The 16,688-nt window shown below is 48.2% G+C and carries 18 protein-coding genes; 5 read left to right on the top strand and 13 right to left on the bottom strand.

The window, feature by feature from the left end; translation table 11 throughout:
- Positions 1–101 precede the first annotated feature (101 nt).
- Entirely contained in the window at positions 102–1,097 is a 996-nt protein-coding gene (locus ACWJJ5_RS17685; RefSeq protein WP_014304282.1) for a DUF5105 domain-containing protein, read from the top strand.
- A gap of 43 nt (positions 1,098–1,140) precedes the next feature.
- Here the strand turns inward: ACWJJ5_RS17685 and ACWJJ5_RS17680 are convergent, their stop codons facing one another.
- The 4 genes from ACWJJ5_RS17680 to ACWJJ5_RS17665 form a co-directional block, all read right to left on the bottom strand.
- Positions 1,141–2,073, bottom strand: coding sequence for an aldo/keto reductase (locus ACWJJ5_RS17680; RefSeq protein WP_454022585.1), 933 nt, complete (start codon positions 2,071–2,073; stop codon positions 1,141–1,143).
- Positions 2,074–2,203: 130 nt separating this feature from the next.
- Complete coding sequence (locus ACWJJ5_RS17675) at positions 2,204–3,274, bottom strand: helix-turn-helix domain-containing protein (RefSeq protein ID WP_454022584.1); 1,071 nt, start codon at positions 3,272–3,274, stop codon at positions 2,204–2,206.
- A gap of 137 nt (positions 3,275–3,411) precedes the next feature.
- Positions 3,412–4,056 (bottom strand): esterase/lipase family protein, encoded by a 645-nt coding sequence (locus ACWJJ5_RS17670; protein ID WP_070081325.1) that lies wholly within the window; start codon positions 4,054–4,056, stop codon positions 3,412–3,414.
- 196 nt (positions 4,057–4,252) lie between these two features.
- A complete protein-coding gene (locus ACWJJ5_RS17665) occupies positions 4,253–5,368 on the bottom strand; it encodes a type II asparaginase (protein WP_454022583.1) in 1,116 nt (371 codons plus the stop codon).
- Between the two features lie 177 nt (positions 5,369–5,545).
- Here ACWJJ5_RS17665 and ACWJJ5_RS17660 point away from each other — a divergent pair, with 177 nt between their 5' ends.
- Together ACWJJ5_RS17660 and lmr(B) are read left to right on the top strand one after the other, a co-directional pair.
- Complete coding sequence (locus ACWJJ5_RS17660) at positions 5,546–6,112, top strand: TetR/AcrR family transcriptional regulator (protein ID WP_070081323.1); 567 nt, start codon at positions 5,546–5,548, stop codon at positions 6,110–6,112.
- A 36-nt stretch (positions 6,113–6,148) separates the two neighbouring features.
- Positions 6,149–7,585, top strand: coding sequence for a lincomycin efflux MFS transporter Lmr(B) (lmr(B), locus tag ACWJJ5_RS17655; RefSeq protein WP_412838441.1), 1,437 nt, complete (start codon positions 6,149–6,151; stop codon positions 7,583–7,585).
- A 38-nt stretch (positions 7,586–7,623) separates the two neighbouring features.
- Here the strand turns inward: lmr(B) and ACWJJ5_RS17650 are convergent, their stop codons facing one another.
- Positions 7,624–8,751 carry an aminotransferase class V-fold PLP-dependent enzyme gene (locus ACWJJ5_RS17650; RefSeq protein ID WP_454022582.1) on the bottom strand — a complete coding sequence of 376 codons (1,128 nt, stop codon included), beginning with the start codon at positions 8,749–8,751 and terminating at the stop codon, positions 7,624–7,626.
- Positions 8,752–8,822: 71 nt separating this feature from the next.
- Between ACWJJ5_RS17650 and pcp the strand changes: the two genes are divergently transcribed.
- On the top strand, positions 8,823–9,470 hold the full coding sequence (gene pcp / locus ACWJJ5_RS17645) for a pyroglutamyl-peptidase I (RefSeq protein WP_101562663.1): 648 nt from the start codon (positions 8,823–8,825) through the stop codon (positions 9,468–9,470).
- Here pcp and tatC read toward each other — a convergent pair.
- From tatC to ACWJJ5_RS17625, 4 genes are all read right to left on the bottom strand, one after another.
- On the bottom strand, positions 9,467–10,192 hold the full coding sequence (gene tatC, locus ACWJJ5_RS17640) for a twin-arginine translocase subunit TatC (protein WP_326359181.1): 726 nt from the start codon (positions 10,190–10,192) through the stop codon (positions 9,467–9,469). The genes pcp and tatC overlap by 4 nt on opposite strands.
- Before the next feature lie 61 nt (positions 10,193–10,253).
- Positions 10,254–10,451 (bottom strand): twin-arginine translocase TatA/TatE family subunit, encoded by a 198-nt coding sequence (locus ACWJJ5_RS17635; RefSeq protein ID WP_003156681.1) that lies wholly within the window; start codon positions 10,449–10,451, stop codon positions 10,254–10,256.
- Between the two features lie 12 nt (positions 10,452–10,463).
- On the bottom strand, positions 10,464–12,215 hold the full coding sequence (locus ACWJJ5_RS17630; protein ID WP_043866804.1) for an alkaline phosphatase D family protein: 1,752 nt from the start codon (positions 12,213–12,215) through the stop codon (positions 10,464–10,466).
- A 263-nt stretch (positions 12,216–12,478) separates the two neighbouring features.
- Positions 12,479–12,907 (bottom strand): cell wall hydrolase, encoded by a 429-nt coding sequence (locus ACWJJ5_RS17625; protein WP_003156683.1) that lies wholly within the window; start codon positions 12,905–12,907, stop codon positions 12,479–12,481.
- 153 nt (positions 12,908–13,060) lie between these two features.
- Between ACWJJ5_RS17625 and ACWJJ5_RS17620 the strand changes: the two genes are divergently transcribed.
- Entirely contained in the window at positions 13,061–13,444 is a 384-nt protein-coding gene (locus ACWJJ5_RS17620) for a DUF2512 family protein (RefSeq protein ID WP_003156684.1), read from the top strand.
- Positions 13,445–13,778: 334 nt separating this feature from the next.
- Here ACWJJ5_RS17620 and ACWJJ5_RS17615 read toward each other — a convergent pair whose 3' ends face one another.
- The 4 genes from ACWJJ5_RS17615 to ACWJJ5_RS17600 form a co-directional block, all read right to left on the bottom strand.
- A complete protein-coding gene (locus ACWJJ5_RS17615) occupies positions 13,779–14,117 on the bottom strand; it encodes a thioredoxin family protein (RefSeq protein WP_070081317.1) in 339 nt (112 codons plus the stop codon).
- A gap of 179 nt (positions 14,118–14,296) precedes the next feature.
- The gene (locus ACWJJ5_RS17610) at positions 14,297–14,686 is read right to left on the bottom strand and encodes a DoxX family protein (protein WP_003156689.1); all 390 of its coding nucleotides are present in this window, start codon (positions 14,684–14,686) and stop codon (positions 14,297–14,299) included.
- Positions 14,687–14,817: 131 nt separating this feature from the next.
- Entirely contained in the window at positions 14,818–15,756 is a 939-nt protein-coding gene (locus ACWJJ5_RS17605; RefSeq protein ID WP_146276048.1) for a ring-cleaving dioxygenase, read from the bottom strand.
- Between the two features lie 24 nt (positions 15,757–15,780).
- Positions 15,781–16,401, bottom strand: coding sequence for a nitroreductase family protein (locus ACWJJ5_RS17600; RefSeq protein WP_182069821.1), 621 nt, complete (start codon positions 16,399–16,401; stop codon positions 15,781–15,783).
- Positions 16,402–16,688 lie beyond the last annotated feature (287 nt).

Genomic DNA, 16,688 nt, shown 5'->3' with positions numbered 1-16,688 from the left:
ATTGATGATTACCAAGACTCTTTTATACAAAACTAGTATAATTAACCTGTCTGTCTTCATGACTATTGAATTAATCATTATAACAACAGGGGGTAAACCAGATGTCCATCAAAAAAATGAGCGCCGTGTTTTTCATACTGCTTCTCACGGCATTTACCGCCGCATGCAGCAGCGAAACGAGCGGCGGCCAGGAAAGCAGCACGGCGAAAGTGAAAATAAAAGAGACGGCATGGGCCGCTTCAGACGATACTGAACATCCGGCCGCGCTGAAAGTAACGGTCACCGTCAAAAATACGGGCAAAGACCCGCTTACCGTCAAAAGCAGCGACTTCTCGCTTTATCAGGATGACGCGAAAACAGCGGCGGCCGATAAGGATGACCAGATGCAGAGCGGCACGCTTCATGCGGGCAAGACAGTGACGGGCAATCTGTACTTCACGGCTGACGAAGGCAAATCATATGAATTGGTATATCAGCCGCAGGCAAAAGACGCGAAGCCTTTATCTTATAAACTGAAAGTCAAAGGCACAGCCTCAAACGCAAAACCTGACCCGGCGGACGCATTATCCGCATACATTGATGTGATGCTGTACGGCAAGCACAATAAAGATTTCACCCGCCTGACCGGTGTAAATGAAAAAATGACGGCCGCCGCATATCAGGAATCGGCGAAAGCCAGCTTTATCGCTTCTGCAGGCATTTCACAAGAACAGGCGGATTCAAAAGCCATTTCCGCTATTATTGACGCCATGTCATCAGCGCTTCGGGATAACACAGAGCTCAAGGTGCATACCAAATCCATGTCAGGCAAAAAAGCCGTCCTTGAAGCAAAAGTGACGCCGCTTGATATGTCTCCGCTTGCGGGCCAGCTGCAAGACCGCGTGCAAGACTATGCCGGAAAGCACCCCGATGCTGATGAAAACGAAATTGTCAGCCACCTGCTTTCTGTCTATCCGGAAGAGTTTATGCGCCTGAAACCGGCTTCTTCTTCCGTAACAAGAGAAATCGAGATGAAGAAAAACGCCCGCGGCCAGTGGTATCTGGATACAGACGCGGATCTGGAAGGATTGACAGAAGCGTTTTTGAAAACGTCCTGACAGCAAGAAAGGAAATAGCGCAGGCTATTTCCTTTTTTTATTTTCACTTGAAGATGTCACTGATATATTGAACCTCATCCTCGGTCAACTGCACATCAAGCGCGCCCAGATTGTGTTTCAGCTGGCTAGGGCGTTTGGCTCCGGGAATGATCGCATCCACCGCCGGCTGCGACAGAAGCCACGCGAGTGCGATATGCGCTGTCTGCGCCCCTTTTTCTTCCGCAACGGACCGAAGCTTATCCACTCGCTCCAAGTTTTGGTGAAAAGCTTCTCCCTGAAACGGCGGCCTGTTCTTTCGGCTGTCCTCAAAGACTGTGTCTTTTGTAAACTTTCCCGTCAGCAAGCCGGAAGCAAGCGGAAAATAAGGAATAAAAGAAATGCCGTTCTTTTCACAATAAGGCAGCAGATCATGCTCCGCCTCACGCTGAATCAGTGAATATTCCGATTGAAAAACCTCTAAATAACCGTCGGCGTTAAACTCCTGCAATTGCCGGAAGCTGAGATTGGACGCGCCGATTGCTCTGATTTTCCCTTCGTCCTTCAGTTCTTTTAGCGTGCCCGCCACTTCGGAGAGCGGTGTTTTGCCGTCAGGGAAGTGGACGTAATACAAATCAATTACGTCTGTTTTCAGCCGCTTCAGGCTGTTTTCCGCCTCACTCCAGAGAAATTCACGGCTGTTGTCCAGCTCGATTTGTCCGTTGACCTCTTTGTGCGCGCCTTTTGACGCAATCACGAGGCTGTCCCGCACGCCGCGCTCTGCGACAACTTCACCGATTAACTCTTCGGAACGCCCCAAACCGTATATAAACGCCGTATCAATAAAATTGACGCCGCCGTCCAACGCTGTGCGGATGAGTTCTTTTCCCGTTTCATCATTAAGATTCGGAAACAGATTATGTCCTCCGACCGCATTAGCGCCAAAACCGATACGCTTTACCCGTAAATCCGTCCTGCCCAGCGTACGTGTCTCATCCATGGCTCAGGCTCCCTTCCTTTTATCGCTCTGTTTAGTATTAGATAACCGGTAAGAATTATCCTGCCCCGAGAGCATTTCTGCAGAAAAAACCTTGAAAAGCATGTGCCCTTCAAGGTTTTTTGGCTGTGTATTAAGATGTCAGAGCTGCGGCGAAGCGTTCGGCTTCATCCGTGAGAGCACCCTCAATTTCCTTATAACGGCTGGAAATCGTTGAGGCGCTGACGCCGTACTTCTTCGCCAGCTTAGCTTGAGAAACGGACGCGCCGTTCAGAGAAATACTGTTTACGTAATATTCGACCGCCGCCGCGAAAGCTTCCGGCTTTCTGATCGTCGGTGTTTTTTTGACACAGAACGTTTTCCACAGGTCAATAACGGCCGGAACCAGCTCAGCCGGGTATTCATCCCCGCTCAGGCCTTTTTCAATAGCGTCCGCCGTTTCCTTCTCCATGTCGTTCGCCCACTCTGTCTGTTTTTCTTCAGCAGCCTGCTCAGGCTCTTCCGCCGTTCCTAAAAGAGCGGCCAGCACAGTGTCGAAGTCCTCCTGCATAAAGCGCTCAGGCGATTTTCCTTCCGCAAGGGCCGGGGCAGCCGCCTTTTTCACTTTGCTGATTAGAGCTTCGGTCCGCTTCACAGGGAAGATCGTAAACTGCATGAAGAACTCCGCTTTTTCCGCTTCGTGGATCGGATAGCCCAGAATCAGGCTTCCCGCCGGCGGAAGATCCTGCTGGCTGACGTCCATTTCCACTTTGAATTGTTTCTTTGTCATCACATCTTCAAAGTGAATCATTCCTTCTTTCACATCTTCAAGCACCATAACCGCTGGTGTCATGCTTTTCCATGATTCAACGATTTCCCGTGTTTTCGGGCGGTTGATGCTGCCGGCTTTTTTCTGAAGATATTCTTCAAAAATCGTCTTGCCGCCTGCCAGCGGACGGAAGAAAATTCCCCAGATGCCGAGGTTGAAGACTCCGATGTCTTTAGTCTGTCTGTCCAGCTCCGTAATGAACGCGTGCTGGTTAATAAATGATGATATGCCGTCTCTATGTGCTGTAAAGGCGTACTCCATTAAGCTTTCCTGAATCTGTTTCGCTTCTTTTGCCGCGATGTCTGCCGGAATGGCAGCTTCTTTGCTTCCGCAGCATTTTTTATATTTCTTCCCGCTGCCGCATGGGCAAGGGGCATTTCTTTTCACTTTTCCCACAATAAACCCTCCGAATTCTGATATAACTTTATTATTTTAACAAAAATAACTTCAGAGGGCTTGGTTTACGGCGAAAAAAGAATATGGAAGAAAAAAAGCCCCCGGGATATTCTCATTCTCCGGGGGCTTTGAAACTGTTAATTTGTATTTTGTCCGCCGCCATTCAGACCTTCTTTAATCAGCCCGTTTACTTGGCTGTTCATCAAAAGTCCGATGTGTCCGACACCGTGAATCTGCACGTTTTTCCCGCCGATCAGTCGTGACAGCGGGTTCAGGACAATCAAGTCCGCTGAGCTGTAAATCGATGTATATAAAATCTTTTGGTTCGGATCAGTCCCCGGAAGCGCCCGGTTGGTCACAAGGCCGTTCGCTCCGCCGAGTGTGACGACGTTGGCGATTTTGTCTCCGCCGTCAAGATTTTTAATGTAATAGAGCGTGTTGGCGCCGCCCATGCTGTGCGCGACGATATCGACTTTTTTCGCGCCTGTTTCGCTGAGCACTTTTTTCACGTAATTGGACAGTCTCGGCGCATTGTGTCTGTTGTTTCCGGTTTTGTCTAAGAAATCAATGGCGTACATCTCTTTTCTTGACCAGCCTTGGGATGCCAAGTATGTTTTGATTCCCGCGAAGTTAAAGGACGCCCCGCCGATTCCGTGGACCATGACAACAGGGTTATGCCCTGAGGAGGCTTTCGATACGGTCGGCTGGAAGGCAAATACGGAAATGACGGACAGCATGCAAACTGTAAGAATCGCTAGGATTTTGCTTTTGATTTGTTTCATGAACTTTCCTCCTGCTATGTAATATTTTTGCAATTTTCATTCTATTAGAGAAGGAAAGGAAAAAATAGTGTATTTTTTACTGTTTTCAACAATTGAAAAAGAGGCGAAAAAATGAGAAAGACGCCCCTTTCCCGAAAGCACGCTTATGCTTTAATACGTCATACCGAAAAAGGAGAGAACACCCGGTTCTCTTCTCCTAGTACTCATTGAAATAGGTTTGAATCCGCTTAGGATCATGCGTTTTTGTCAGCGCGAGCATGAGCAGAATCCGCGCTTTTTGAGGGTTGAGAGAGTTTGAAGCTGTCAAATGGTCTTTTTCATACTCTCGATTAGGTGTTACCGTTCCGTTTCCCGTCCTTGTGGAACGGACGACCGCCAGCCCGCTTTTGACCGACTTTACAGCGCCTTTTAGCGCCGCATCAGACATTGAGCCGTTTCCCGGGCCTGCAAAAATAATGCCTTGCGCCCCTGATTTTGCGGCGGCTTCAAAGAGATAGCTTCCGTCATTTTGATAGCCGTATATAATATCGACCTGCGGCAGTTTATCAAGTTTATCTATCTGGAAATCTGTATCCTTCGTATGCTTTCGGGTGATGATGTTATTAAAATAGACGTCATCGGCAATTGTTCCGATATAACCCATTTCTTCCGATTTGAAAGTGTCGGTCGCGGTTGTATTGGTTTTTGTCACATAACGCGCCGAAGCGATTCTGTCATTTAATACGACAAGCGTCCCCTTGCCTTTCGCCTCAGGCGCAGCCGCTGTTTTTACCGCGTTATATAAGTTGGACGGCCCGTCCGCTCCGATCGCCGTGGACGGCCGCATTGACCCGGCGACAACAACGGGCTTGTCACTTTTGACCGTCAGATTGAGAAAGTAGGCGGTTTCCTCAAGTGTGTCTGTTCCATGTGTAATGACAATGCCGTCTGTATCATCAGACTTGAGCAGCTTGTTTACCCGTTTTGCAAGTTTCAGCAGTGTCTCGTTATTCATATTCTGGCTGCCGATATTCACAACCTGTTCTCCGCTCACATGCGCGACCTCTTTTATCTCCGGAACGGCCTGAATCAGGGCATCAACTCCGATTGCCCCCGCCCTGTACTCCGTAGCGGACGTCTTTGAAGGAGCAGCGCCTGCAATTGTGCCGCCGGTGGCAAGAATTTTAATATTCTGAAGTCCGTCTTTTTTCGCAGAGGCTGCGGCTGCCATCTGGGGCGGTGTTTCTTTCGTTTGAGGAGATTGGGAGCAGCCGGCCGCGATGAAGAGCAGAGCCGTGATAAATGTAATGAAGGGCATGAATTGTTTTTTCATTCTTTTCTCTCCTTTTCTTTATTTATGAAGATTTTCCTCTCACCGGTCAACGCGCTTGTCAGGCAACCTTCCGAAGAAAATAACCGTTAAAAATCCTTGACACCGTCATGCGAAATCCAGATAATAGACCAGTCACTATATTTTAAATTTGTCACAAATCAGTAAGGTGGGAACATTATGAGCTATGGAGATTCTCGTGAAAAAATCCTCGCCGCGGCAACCAGGCTGTTTCAGCTTCAGGGGTATTACGGCACGGGACTGAATCAGATTATTAAAGAAAGCGGTGCGCCGAAAGGTTCTCTTTACTATCATTTTCCGGACGGCAAAGAGCAGCTCGCCATTGAGGCTGTCAATGAAATGAGCCATTATATCCGTATGAAAATAAAAGAAAGCCTTGATGCCTATCCTGATCCTGCGGAAAGCATTCAAGCGTTTTTACAGGACTTATCAAGCCAATTCACATGTCCGGAGAATTTTGAAGGGTTTCCTGTCGGTTTACTGGCTGCCGAGACTGCTTTAAAGAGCGAAAAGCTCCGGCAGGCCTGTCAAAGCGCTTATCAGGAATGGGAGAATCTGTTCGCGGGCAAATTAAGATCAGCTGGTTTTTCTGATGAGAAAGCGGCGGAAATCAGCACTGTTTTAAATGCCATGATAGAAGGCGGCATCATTGTGTCCTTAGCCAAAAAAGACAAAATGCCGATCCTCCATATTTCTAAACAAATCCCCAACCTGCTGAAGACATAAAATACGAGAGACATGTACGTATAGAAAGAGAGGAGAATGATTTTGGAAAACGCTCAGCCTTCCAAACAATATAAAGTCATGCCGATCATGATTTCTTTGCTGACGGCAGGGTTTATCGGCATGTTCAGTGAAACGGCGCTGAATATCGCCCTGACTGATCTGATGAAGGAGCTACATATCACTCCTGCGACCGTCCAGTGGCTGACGACGGGCTATCTGCTCGTTCTCGGTATTCTTGTGCCGGTATCAGGTCTGCTTTTGCAATGGTTTACGACGAGACAGCTGTTTATCGTTTCACTCGCTTTTTCCATTATCGGCACGCTGATTGCAGCGCTTGCGCCGAGCTTTCCGTTTCTTTTGGCGGCAAGAATCGTGCAGGCTTTAGGAACCGGGCTGCTGCTGCCGCTGATGTTTAATACAATCCTCGTCATCTTCCCGCCGCATAAGCGCGGAGCGGCGATGGGGACGATCGGGCTTGTCATCATGTTCGCTCCTGCGATCGGTCCGACATTTTCAGGGCTTGTGTTAGAGCATTTGAACTGGCATTGGATTTTCTGGATTTCTCTGCCGTTTCTTGTGTTGGCTCTTTTATTCGGCATCGCCTACATGCAGAACGTGTCTGACATTACAAAACCGAAAATTGACGTGCTTTCCATTATTCTGTCTACGATCGGGTTCGGCGGCATCGTATTCGGATTCAGCAATGCGGGCGAAGGATCAGACGGCTGGTCAAGCCCGACGGTTATCGGTTCGCTCACTGTCGGTGCGATCGCGCTCATCTTATTTTCCATCAGGCAGCTGACAATGAAGCAGCCGATGATGAATCTGCGCGCTTTCCGCTATCCGATGTTTGTTCTCGGTGTCGTGATTGTGTTCATCTGTATGATGGTTATCTTATCGACAATGCTCCTATTGCCTATGTATTTACAAAGCGGACTGATGCTGACGGCGTTTACGTCCGGGCTCATCCTGCTGCCGGGCGGTATTTTAAACGGCTTTATGTCTCCGGTGACGGGGCGTCTGTTTGATAAATACGGGCCGAAGTGGCTTGTCATTCCCGGGTTTGTCATCACGGCAACTGTGCTTTCGTTTTTCTCAAACATTAACGGCGCTTCTACGGCGCTTCTGATTGTCGCGCTTCATACATGCCTGATGATCGGCATTTCCATGATCATGATGCCGGCGCAAACGAACGGCTTAAATCAGCTGCCGCCGGAATTTTATCCGGACGGAACAGCCATTATGAATACGCTCCAGCAGATGGCCGGCGCAATCGGCACTGCGGTGGCGGTCAGCATCATGGCGGCCGGCCAGAAAAATTATATGAGCACCGCGAAAAACCCGAATGATCCTTCCGCATACTCTCACGCGCTGATTGCGGGCGTCCAGCACGCCTTTATCTTCGCGATGATTGTCGCCGTTATCGGCTTGATCAGCGCTTTCTTTATGAAACGGGTTAAAGTGAATCATTGATAAGAAAACAGCAGACTCCCCGGGAGTCTGCTGTTTTTTTATATACCGCGCGCTTCAGCCAGTTCATCAATCGCATAAGTCAGATCGTCAGCCGTGTTATAGAAATGAGGCGCCAGCCGGATGATTTGCCCGCTGGGTGCGCATACGATGTTTTTCCGCCTCAACAGCGCAGCCGTTTCCGCCGCTTTTTCATCCCGTATGGAAATCATGCCGGGTCTGTCATCGGCAGACGGCGGCCCTGTGAGATTCAGTCCTTTTTCAGAAGCGTATTCATACGCAAATGCGCTGAGTTTTTTTACTTCTTGGTGAATGCGGTCTGTGCCGGCATCGTTTAATAGAGATAAAGCCGCCTGTGCCGCATATATGCTGATAAATGCCGGGGTCCCGGTCTCAAAGCGTTTGGCTCCGTCCGCATAAGAAAAACGGGTTAAATCCGGCATCGACGCCCGCTGCTGCCCGAACCACCCGGTGACTTTCGGCTTCAGCCGTTCGGCAAGTTCCTTTCTGACATAAAGAAACGCCGTTCCCGGTATGCCGAGCATATACTTTCTCGCGCCCGCGGCCAGCATGTCAACTCCCCATTCTTTTACATCAATCGGGATGTGCCCCGCAGATTGATAAGCATCGACAAAAAGAAGCGATCCCTTCTTTGCGGATATCTCGGCAATGCGCTTCATATCCTGGACAAACCCCGACGTATATGACACATGGGGCACACAGGTGAAAAGCGTCTGCTCCGATATGTACGTCTCATACCGCTCTAACGGGATCATTCCATCTTCAGACGGCACGACTGAAAGCTCCATCTCAGTCTGTGCCTTCAAAATGTGGGCGATCGCAGGAAAATCCAATTCCGTATACACCGCCTGTTTCTTTCGGCAATCCGTTAAAGCAGAAACGACGGCAGAGACAGCAGCCGTTACTGAAGGTAAAACGGCGATTTCTTCAGGATGGGCGCCGATCAATTTCGCAAATTCACACCTTGCCTGCTCCGTACGTCCAATGGCTTCTTCCCAGTTTCCGCCATGCTGAAGCAGGCTTTCCTGATAGTCATTGACCGCTTTTGAAACCGGCAGGGCAAGAGCGCTTTGAGAGCAGCTGGCGAGCATCGTATGTGTGCGGAGCGCCGGAAATAAAGATCGGTATTGCACCAGAGGCGAATTCAAGACATGTTTCCCCCTTCGGCAGGAATATATGTCCATTATAGAGTATGGTAAAAAGAAAAGGAGGGTTTTATATGGAGAAAAAAGTATTGCTGACAGGCTTTGACCCCTTCGGCGGGGAAACGGTCAATCCTTCATGGGAAGCGGTCAAACGGCTGGACGGTGCCGCTGAGGGCCCTGCCTCTATCGTATCTGAACAAGTGCCGACCGTTTTTTATAAGTCTCTTGCCGTGCTGCGCGAAGCGGTCAAAAAGCATCAGCCTGACATTATCATTTGTGTCGGACAGGCAGGCGGCAGAATGCAGATCACGCCGGAACGGGTCGCAATCAATCTGAATGAGGCGCGCATACCGGATAACGAAGGAAACCAGCCTGTCGGGGAAAACATTTCTCAAGGCGGTCCCGCAGCCTATTGGACCGGCCTTCCGATTAAACGGATCGTTGAGGAAATCAAAAAGGAAGGCATTCCCGCGGCTGTATCCTACACGGCGGGGACGTTTGTATGCAATCATCTCTTTTACGGGCTGATGGATGAAATCACCTGCCATCATCCGCACATCCGCGGCGGGTTTATACACATCCCGTACATTCCGGAGCAAACCTTGCAGAAGTCTGCGCCGAGCCTCAGCCTGGATCTCGTGACAAAAGCGCTCAAAATCGCCGCGGTGACCGCCGCGGCGCATGAGGACGATATTGAGACCGGCGGAGGCGAACTTCACTAAGCTGCAGACGGCGCCTCGGCCCATTTCTTCCGGTAAACGATGCGGGACAGCGTCACACTGATTTCATAGAGGACGAGCAGCGGAATCATGACGAGAAAGTCAGACATAAAATCCGGCGGCGTAATCAGCACCGAGACGACGATCAGCAAAAAATACGAAAGCTTCCGCGCCTTTGCCAGCCGGGTTGGATTCACGATTCCGAGCCGTGTCAGAAACATGACGGCCAGAGGCATTTCAAACAAAAATCCGAACGGCAATGTAAGATTCAGCATAAAGGTAAAATACTTGTCCGCCGTAAATACCATGTCAAAATGGCCGGCGGATAATTGTGTTAAAAATCCGAGCACAATCGGAAACAGCACAAAATACCCGAAGGAAATTCCGATAATAAACAAAAGCGAAAGCCCCGGAATGTAAAGCAAAGCGGCGCGGCGTTCAAACGGGGTCAAAGCCGGCGCCGTAAAACGCCAGAGCTGAAAGGCCGCAACCGGAATCGCTGCCGTAAGGGCGCATATTCCCGCAATCATCATATACACCCATAAAATCTCGCTCGGCCCTAAAACGGCCAGCCTGCCATGCAAATCCTTGATCAGCCAGTCATAAATATCCTGCACAAACCAGCAGGCGCCGATAAAAAACACGAGAAAGGCGATAACGGTTTTAATGAGACGCTGCCGGGCTTCCTCTAAATGCCCGATCAAGTGGGTTTCTTTTTTATCCAATCGTACATCCTCCTTATAGAGAAAGAGGCAGAAGCGGATTCGTCTGCCCCCATGTCAGGATTCAGCCTGCCGTTTTGTCTTTCTCAGCGGTCTGCTTGTCCGGCTCTTCATTTGAGACCAATGTTTTTGCGGCGCTTTTAAATTCAAGCAGCGTGCGGCCGGCGGCACGGCCGATTTCCGGAAGCTTTGAAGGCCCGAAAATGATGAGAGCGATGACGAAAATCAGGATCAACCCGGGAATGCCGATATTTGAAAACATGAGTGTGCCTCCTTATTGTGAGATTTTGGCCCGTTTCTTTCTCATTTGCTTTTCATGCGCATTGTTATGGGCGAAGAAACGATCCTCTTCCACCTCGTTTGACTGCTTTAAACCACCTGCAACCGCCGCTTGAGAGACCTTCCGAATCCCCGTCTGGTCTTTCTGATAAATGAATGAAGCCCGCGTGGATACCTCAGCCCCCGGCTCCGTCACGTACGGCACCACTCTGTAATCCGCTCTCCATTGGGCAGGAGTCACCGTACAGCGGACATAGCCGCGGTAATCGTTGAAAAACTTAATATGCGGGTTTTGTTTTAAGATCTGATCCGTATCGGCCCGTTTATCCGCCCCGTTTCCTCCAGATGTAATGGAAGTCCCGACGAATTCGGCTCCGAAAATTTTTGAATTCGTTTGATTAAAATCGGTATGCAGGTTTGACGCCCAGCTTGCATGAACATCACCCGTCAGCACGATGACATTGTTCAGGTTTTTGCTTTTTATAAAATTGATGACCCGCTCCCGCTGAGCCGGGTAGCCGTCCCATGAATCCATGCTGTATATCGGATTGGCGGTTGTTCCGAAATTCCATTGCGCGAAAAAGATTTGCTGCGCCAGCACATTCCACTTCGCTTTTGAGGCCGCTAAATTTTCGAAGAGCCATTGCTCCTGCTCTGTCCCCATCAATGTGCGCTTCGGGTCTCTCCACTCATCAGAAGGCGGCTTATTCCCGTCGCCGTTGGCCTGATCATCTCTGTACTGTCTTGTATCAAGCACATTGAACGATGCTAAATTGCCATAAGAAAATTGCCTGTACAGCCGCATATCAGGACCGTTCGGCAATGACATGCGCCTGAGCGGCATGTGTTCATAATAAGCCTGATAAGCTGCGGCCCTCCTGAGCACAAACGCTTCAACGGATTGGCCTTTTTCAGGGATAACATTGGCATAATTGTTTTCCACCTCATGATCGTCCCACGTCACGACCCACGGAAATGCGGCGTGGGCGGCTTTCAGATTGGCATCAGAGCGGTATTGGGCGTGACGGTTGCGGTAATCTGACAGTGTGTACACTTCGGCGCTGCTGTGCGTCCTGACATTTCCCGTTTTTGACACATACTCGTTCGGTCCGTATTCATAAATGTAATCTCCGAGATGGAATACGAGATCAAGCTTTTCCTTCGCCATATGTTTATACGCCGTATAATAGCCGTGTTCATACTGCTGGCATGAGGCAAATGCAAACGTCATGGCGGATACGTCAGCGCCTGGAGCGGGCAGCGTTTTCGTCCGGCCGACGGGACTGAGCTCATGCCCGCTTTTAAACCGGTAATAGTACACTTTATTGGGCTTGAGCCCGTCCGCCTCGACATGGACGGAGTGTCCGAGATTCGGCTTGGCCATTTCCGTTCCGCGTTTGACGATGTGACGGAAATGTTCATCTGCGGCGATTTCCCATTTTACCGGCACGGCCTGCTTCGGCATGCCGCCCCCATTCAGCGGGTCAGGGGCAAGACGCGTCCAGAGAATGACGCTGTCAGACAGCGGGTCGCCGGAAGCTACGCCGAGGGTGAACGGATAGTTTGAAAATTTTGGAGCGGCATTCACTTCAAACGCGCCGATGGATTGCGCGATCGCTAACCCAAGGGAAAGACCGGCGATTTTCCCGGCGCCCTGTATAAATGCGCGGCGGTCAAACGTATTGTTCTGAAAGCTTTTGTTCTCCAATTCCTTGATCCATTCATCTAAACGGCCGTCATGTGTCATGTCAGTTCCCCTTTCGTCTCATTGATCGCCCTTATTATAAAAAAGAAATGTTAAACCGCTATGAAGAAGTGTGAAGGGTTTGTAAGGCTGAAAAATGGACGGCGGGAGACATTTTTCACATTGTTTCGACAAACCTTGCCCCGCCGGAAGAAAACCCCCTCTGTTTCTTTTTGGCTTGTCATCCGTCAAGCGCACTTTTTTCCTATTTTTCTTCACAAAACATTAAAAAAACACCGTTCATTTTAAGAACGGTGCGCCCGGGATCAAAATGTATTGTATACGTTTTCGCACGTCTCACCTGTCGGCTGATAGAAGCAGTGGGATCTGAATCTGGCGACAAACGGCTGGCCATACCAAGTCTGCGGGCAGTTGCCCGGCGGCTTAAAGTACCACAGACTGAACTTAGCCGGCCAAAACCGTTCTCCGTTAATGTTCCTGCGGGCAAGCCTCCGCTCGGATTCACGCGGTCTCTGGTAAAAGTATCCGTGAGTCACCGCTTCAAACGCGTGCGGCTGAAACACCATCTGCCTGATGGTGCGCAGGCCTTTAAAATCAGAACAATTCGCCCGCACCCGATTGATTCCCACATTGCCGACCAAAAGCATTCCCTGCTTCCCTTCGCCTTCCGCTTCCGCCCTGAGCAGCCTTGCCATTAGATCGACATCGGCGCTCGACGCTTTTACGACTGCCATCATGACACCTCCCGTATTTTCTCCTTTCATCATATTCAGCAGCGGCCCAGTGATGACAGCCAAAAGCCAGAAAACAAATGTTCACGAAAAAAGGGTTTATATTTCACGTTATGAGGAAACATACTAACATGATTTCCATAAGGAGGAATTCGCATGGAACACATTAAAGCGCTTGCCATTAAAGGCATTATGACCATCATTATTCTGTATCTGATACTCGGCTTAGGTTTTCGCTTTACATTCGGTGACGTGCTGCTGATGACCATTGTGCTGGGAGCCGTTTCCTACTTTACGGGCGACCTGTATGTGCTTCCGAGATGGAATAATATCACGGCGGCGTCCGCTGATTTCGGAATCGCGTTTCTTGTTGTCTGGCTGATGGGAATGCCGCTGTCCATGGGCATTTCCGGAGGAAGACTGGCGTTTGCCGCTCTTATTTCCGCCGTGATCATCGCCGTCGGAGAATATTTTTTCCATATCTATCTGATGAGAAAAGACTTGGGCGGGTCCCGTTTTTTAGAACCCCGGTCCGAATAATGTAAAAAAGGCCGGATAACGGCCTTCAGCTTGTAGAGAAAATGATGTTTTTTCTGCAAGCTTTTTTGTTTTTGCTGTTTCTTTACATATTCATTTGATTTCAGGTGCAGAAAAAGGACATCTATGTATTTATCAATTTTTCGAAGCAGGTGATCCTCTTCGACGAGTTGGTCAAACAGAACGAATTCGCCTGGGTTTTGAGAAGCGTCTCTTGTGCGGGTCTTTTATTTTATGACAGGGGAATGGATATTTTAAGGGAAAAATAAAGGCTGTCGAGATTTCCTCGACAGCCTGAGCCCCTTAAAGGGGGGCTTTTTATTTGTAAAGTAACGCTTTATACATCTTGATATAACTGATAAACCCTTTTCAGCCTTTCTTCGAGCTGTTCAAAATGAACAAAGCGGGCTTCTCTCAGAAACTCATCCCCATCAATGAACAAAAGAAGCACGGGGACAGTGAAGACTGAAAACCTGCCGGCAACCTCTTCTACCTCGTCAGCGTTGGTATGCCCCAATTTGATATTCGGAAACTGATCCAATACGTTTCTGAGTTGCGGCAGAACGGCGTGACATACTGTACAGGCAGGTCTTGAAATGTAGATAAAACTGAATTGATGCTGCTTAATAAAATTCTCGATAGAATCTAATGAATGTAAGTCTGTCAGCTCTTTCATCAAAACCCTCCTTCAAATCGGCTCGTCTTTCATGACCAAGCTCATCAATACTCGTACATTCACTATACACATTTATATGGATCATATCCGCTTTTTTGCGATTCAGAGCACCTTAACGTCGTGCTTGAAAAATAAAAGAACAGTTACCGCTTTTCAGTAACTGTTCTTAGATACTTATATTAAAAATGCAAAGCGTAAGCTCCTGAACCGATGAGTGCAACTCCGATGGAGACGGCAATCAGCACCACGTTATATTCAAAACCGCCGGCACCGTTCGCAAACCCTTTCGCTCCATGAACTTTTACAATGGCACCTAACATAATGATCGTTATGATAGCAGCTCCAAGCGGGAGGAATACACCTAAAATAAATAAAATTCCGCTTGCGAGTTCCCCGAGACCTGATAAAGCGGCCGCGGCATTGCCTGGTTTAACTCCAATTGACTCGAACCATTGTCCGGTTCCTTTAATCCCGTATCCGCCAAACCAGCCGAATAATTTTTGTGATCCATAAAACAGAAACACCACACCAATCATGATTCGAATAAGTAATAGTCCTGCATCTTCCATTTTTATCTCTCCTTATTTTTCATATTATATGATGTGCTGCAAGGCAGCTTGTTTACCAACAGTCGCTTCCAGCAAACATCTGTTGAATATATGTCTCTTTCTTTTTCTTCATGCGTCAGCAGTCATTAAGACTAATCTAATTCCCTTACTTCAAACGGCAGCAGCCCTTGTTCAATTTGTGCCCGATGCGGTTCATACTGCTCAGGGAGCATCAATTTTCCCCCCATTGTTTCTTGTGATTCATCATGTGCAAAGCCCGGCGGATCAGTTGCGATCTCAAATAAGATTTCCCCATGTTCTCTGAAGTAAACCGCATTAAAATAGTTTCTATCCTGAACAGGAGTTACACCATATCCGTGCGCAGCAATGAATCTTTGCCAATCTAATTGATCTTCGTCATCCTGAGCCCGCCAAGCGATGTGATGCACTGTGCCGACACCCATTTGTCCGCGGCCGATCGGCGTTAATTTAAGATCAATCACATTCCCGATATCACCGACAGAACGATAACGAACAAAGTCTCCTTCCTTGCCGACTCGCTCAAGCCCCATGATGTTTTCCAGCAGTTCACCTGTTTTTTCAGGCTGTGCTGATAACAGGGTTGCACCGCCAAAGCCTTTAATGGCAACATCCGGGGTTACATCACCGAAAGTCCACGTATTGGCCTCCCCTGCTTCTCTTTCCACGATTTCTAAATGCAGGCCATGCGGATCATCAAATTCTATATATTGTTCTCCAAAACGCTCGATTTTGGTGTATGGCACGTTGAACTTTTCAAGTCTCTTTTCCCAAAATGCCATGGCACCTCTCGGCACGACGTAAGATGTCACGCCAACCTGTCCGTCTCCAATGATGCCTTGACGGGCGTCCGCCCACGGAAAGAATGTGATGATTGTTCCCGGCTTCCCGCCTTCATCCCCAAAATAAAGGTGATACGTACCCGGATCATCAAAATTGACCGTTTGCTTGACCAATCGCAGCCCCAGCACTCCAGCGTAGAAATCAGCATTCTCTTGAGGGTGACCGACAATTGCTGTAATATGATGAATTCCCATCGTTTTTTTAGCCATTTTTATCCGCTCCTTTACAAATATTTAAATATACTCCACAAACTCATTCACAGGCTTTCGGTAGCCGCGCGGCCTTCTGCTTTCTATTTTTTCTTTCCCGATTGTAATCATCATGACGACCTCAAATTGATCATCTATATTCAAAATCTGTTTCACGGCTTCAGTATCAAACCCTATCATCGGACAGGTGTCCCAGCCTTTTTCCTTAGCAGTCAGCATAAAGATCATCGCAGAAAGTGAAGCATTTCTTATCGCCTCATCTCTCTTAAACAGTTCTCCCCTGTTTTCATAAAACGAAACGGTGTCTTGAACCATGTGATCATACTCTTGTTTATTTAATACCCCCAGCATCTTCAACCCTTCATAGATGCCAGCCGCTTGCTGATATGCCTGCTTATCCCCTAAAACCAAAAGAACCGCTGATGAGCTGAACACTTTATATTGTCCGTTTGCGGCCTGCTTCAGCTTTTCTTTTACCTCCGGGTCAAGAACCGTCACATATTTTGTATGCTGCAAATTAAAAGCTGATGGAGCCAACGCAACCAATTCAAACATTTCGTTGAGCTCATCTCTTGTGATTGGATGTTCTGGAAGAAAGTTGCTTGCAGATCTTCTTTCATTCACCAGCTGTACAAATTCAGCCATTTCTCTCGCACTCCCCTTTATCTCGAATTCGAGATATTATGGTATAAAAAATCAAATAGCATATGATCAAAAAACGAAACGATCGGCAGGTTCTTATCCTGCAATCTAATTAAATTATCTCGAATTAAAATATCTTGAATTCAAGATAATAATAAAAGATAAATACTCAAATGTCAACAGTTCATTTTTAAATTCAGCGCAATTTTGTTTATGTACTATTTAGCCCTGCTCCAACTTTTTTTCTGTCACCTTATTTATTAGTAAACAGGAAACAACCTTGCTATAGA

Source organism: Bacillus sp. JK74 (assembly GCF_053663395.1).
Note: the sequence above shows the minus strand (reverse complement) of the source record. Positions and strands in the feature narration are given on the sequence as shown.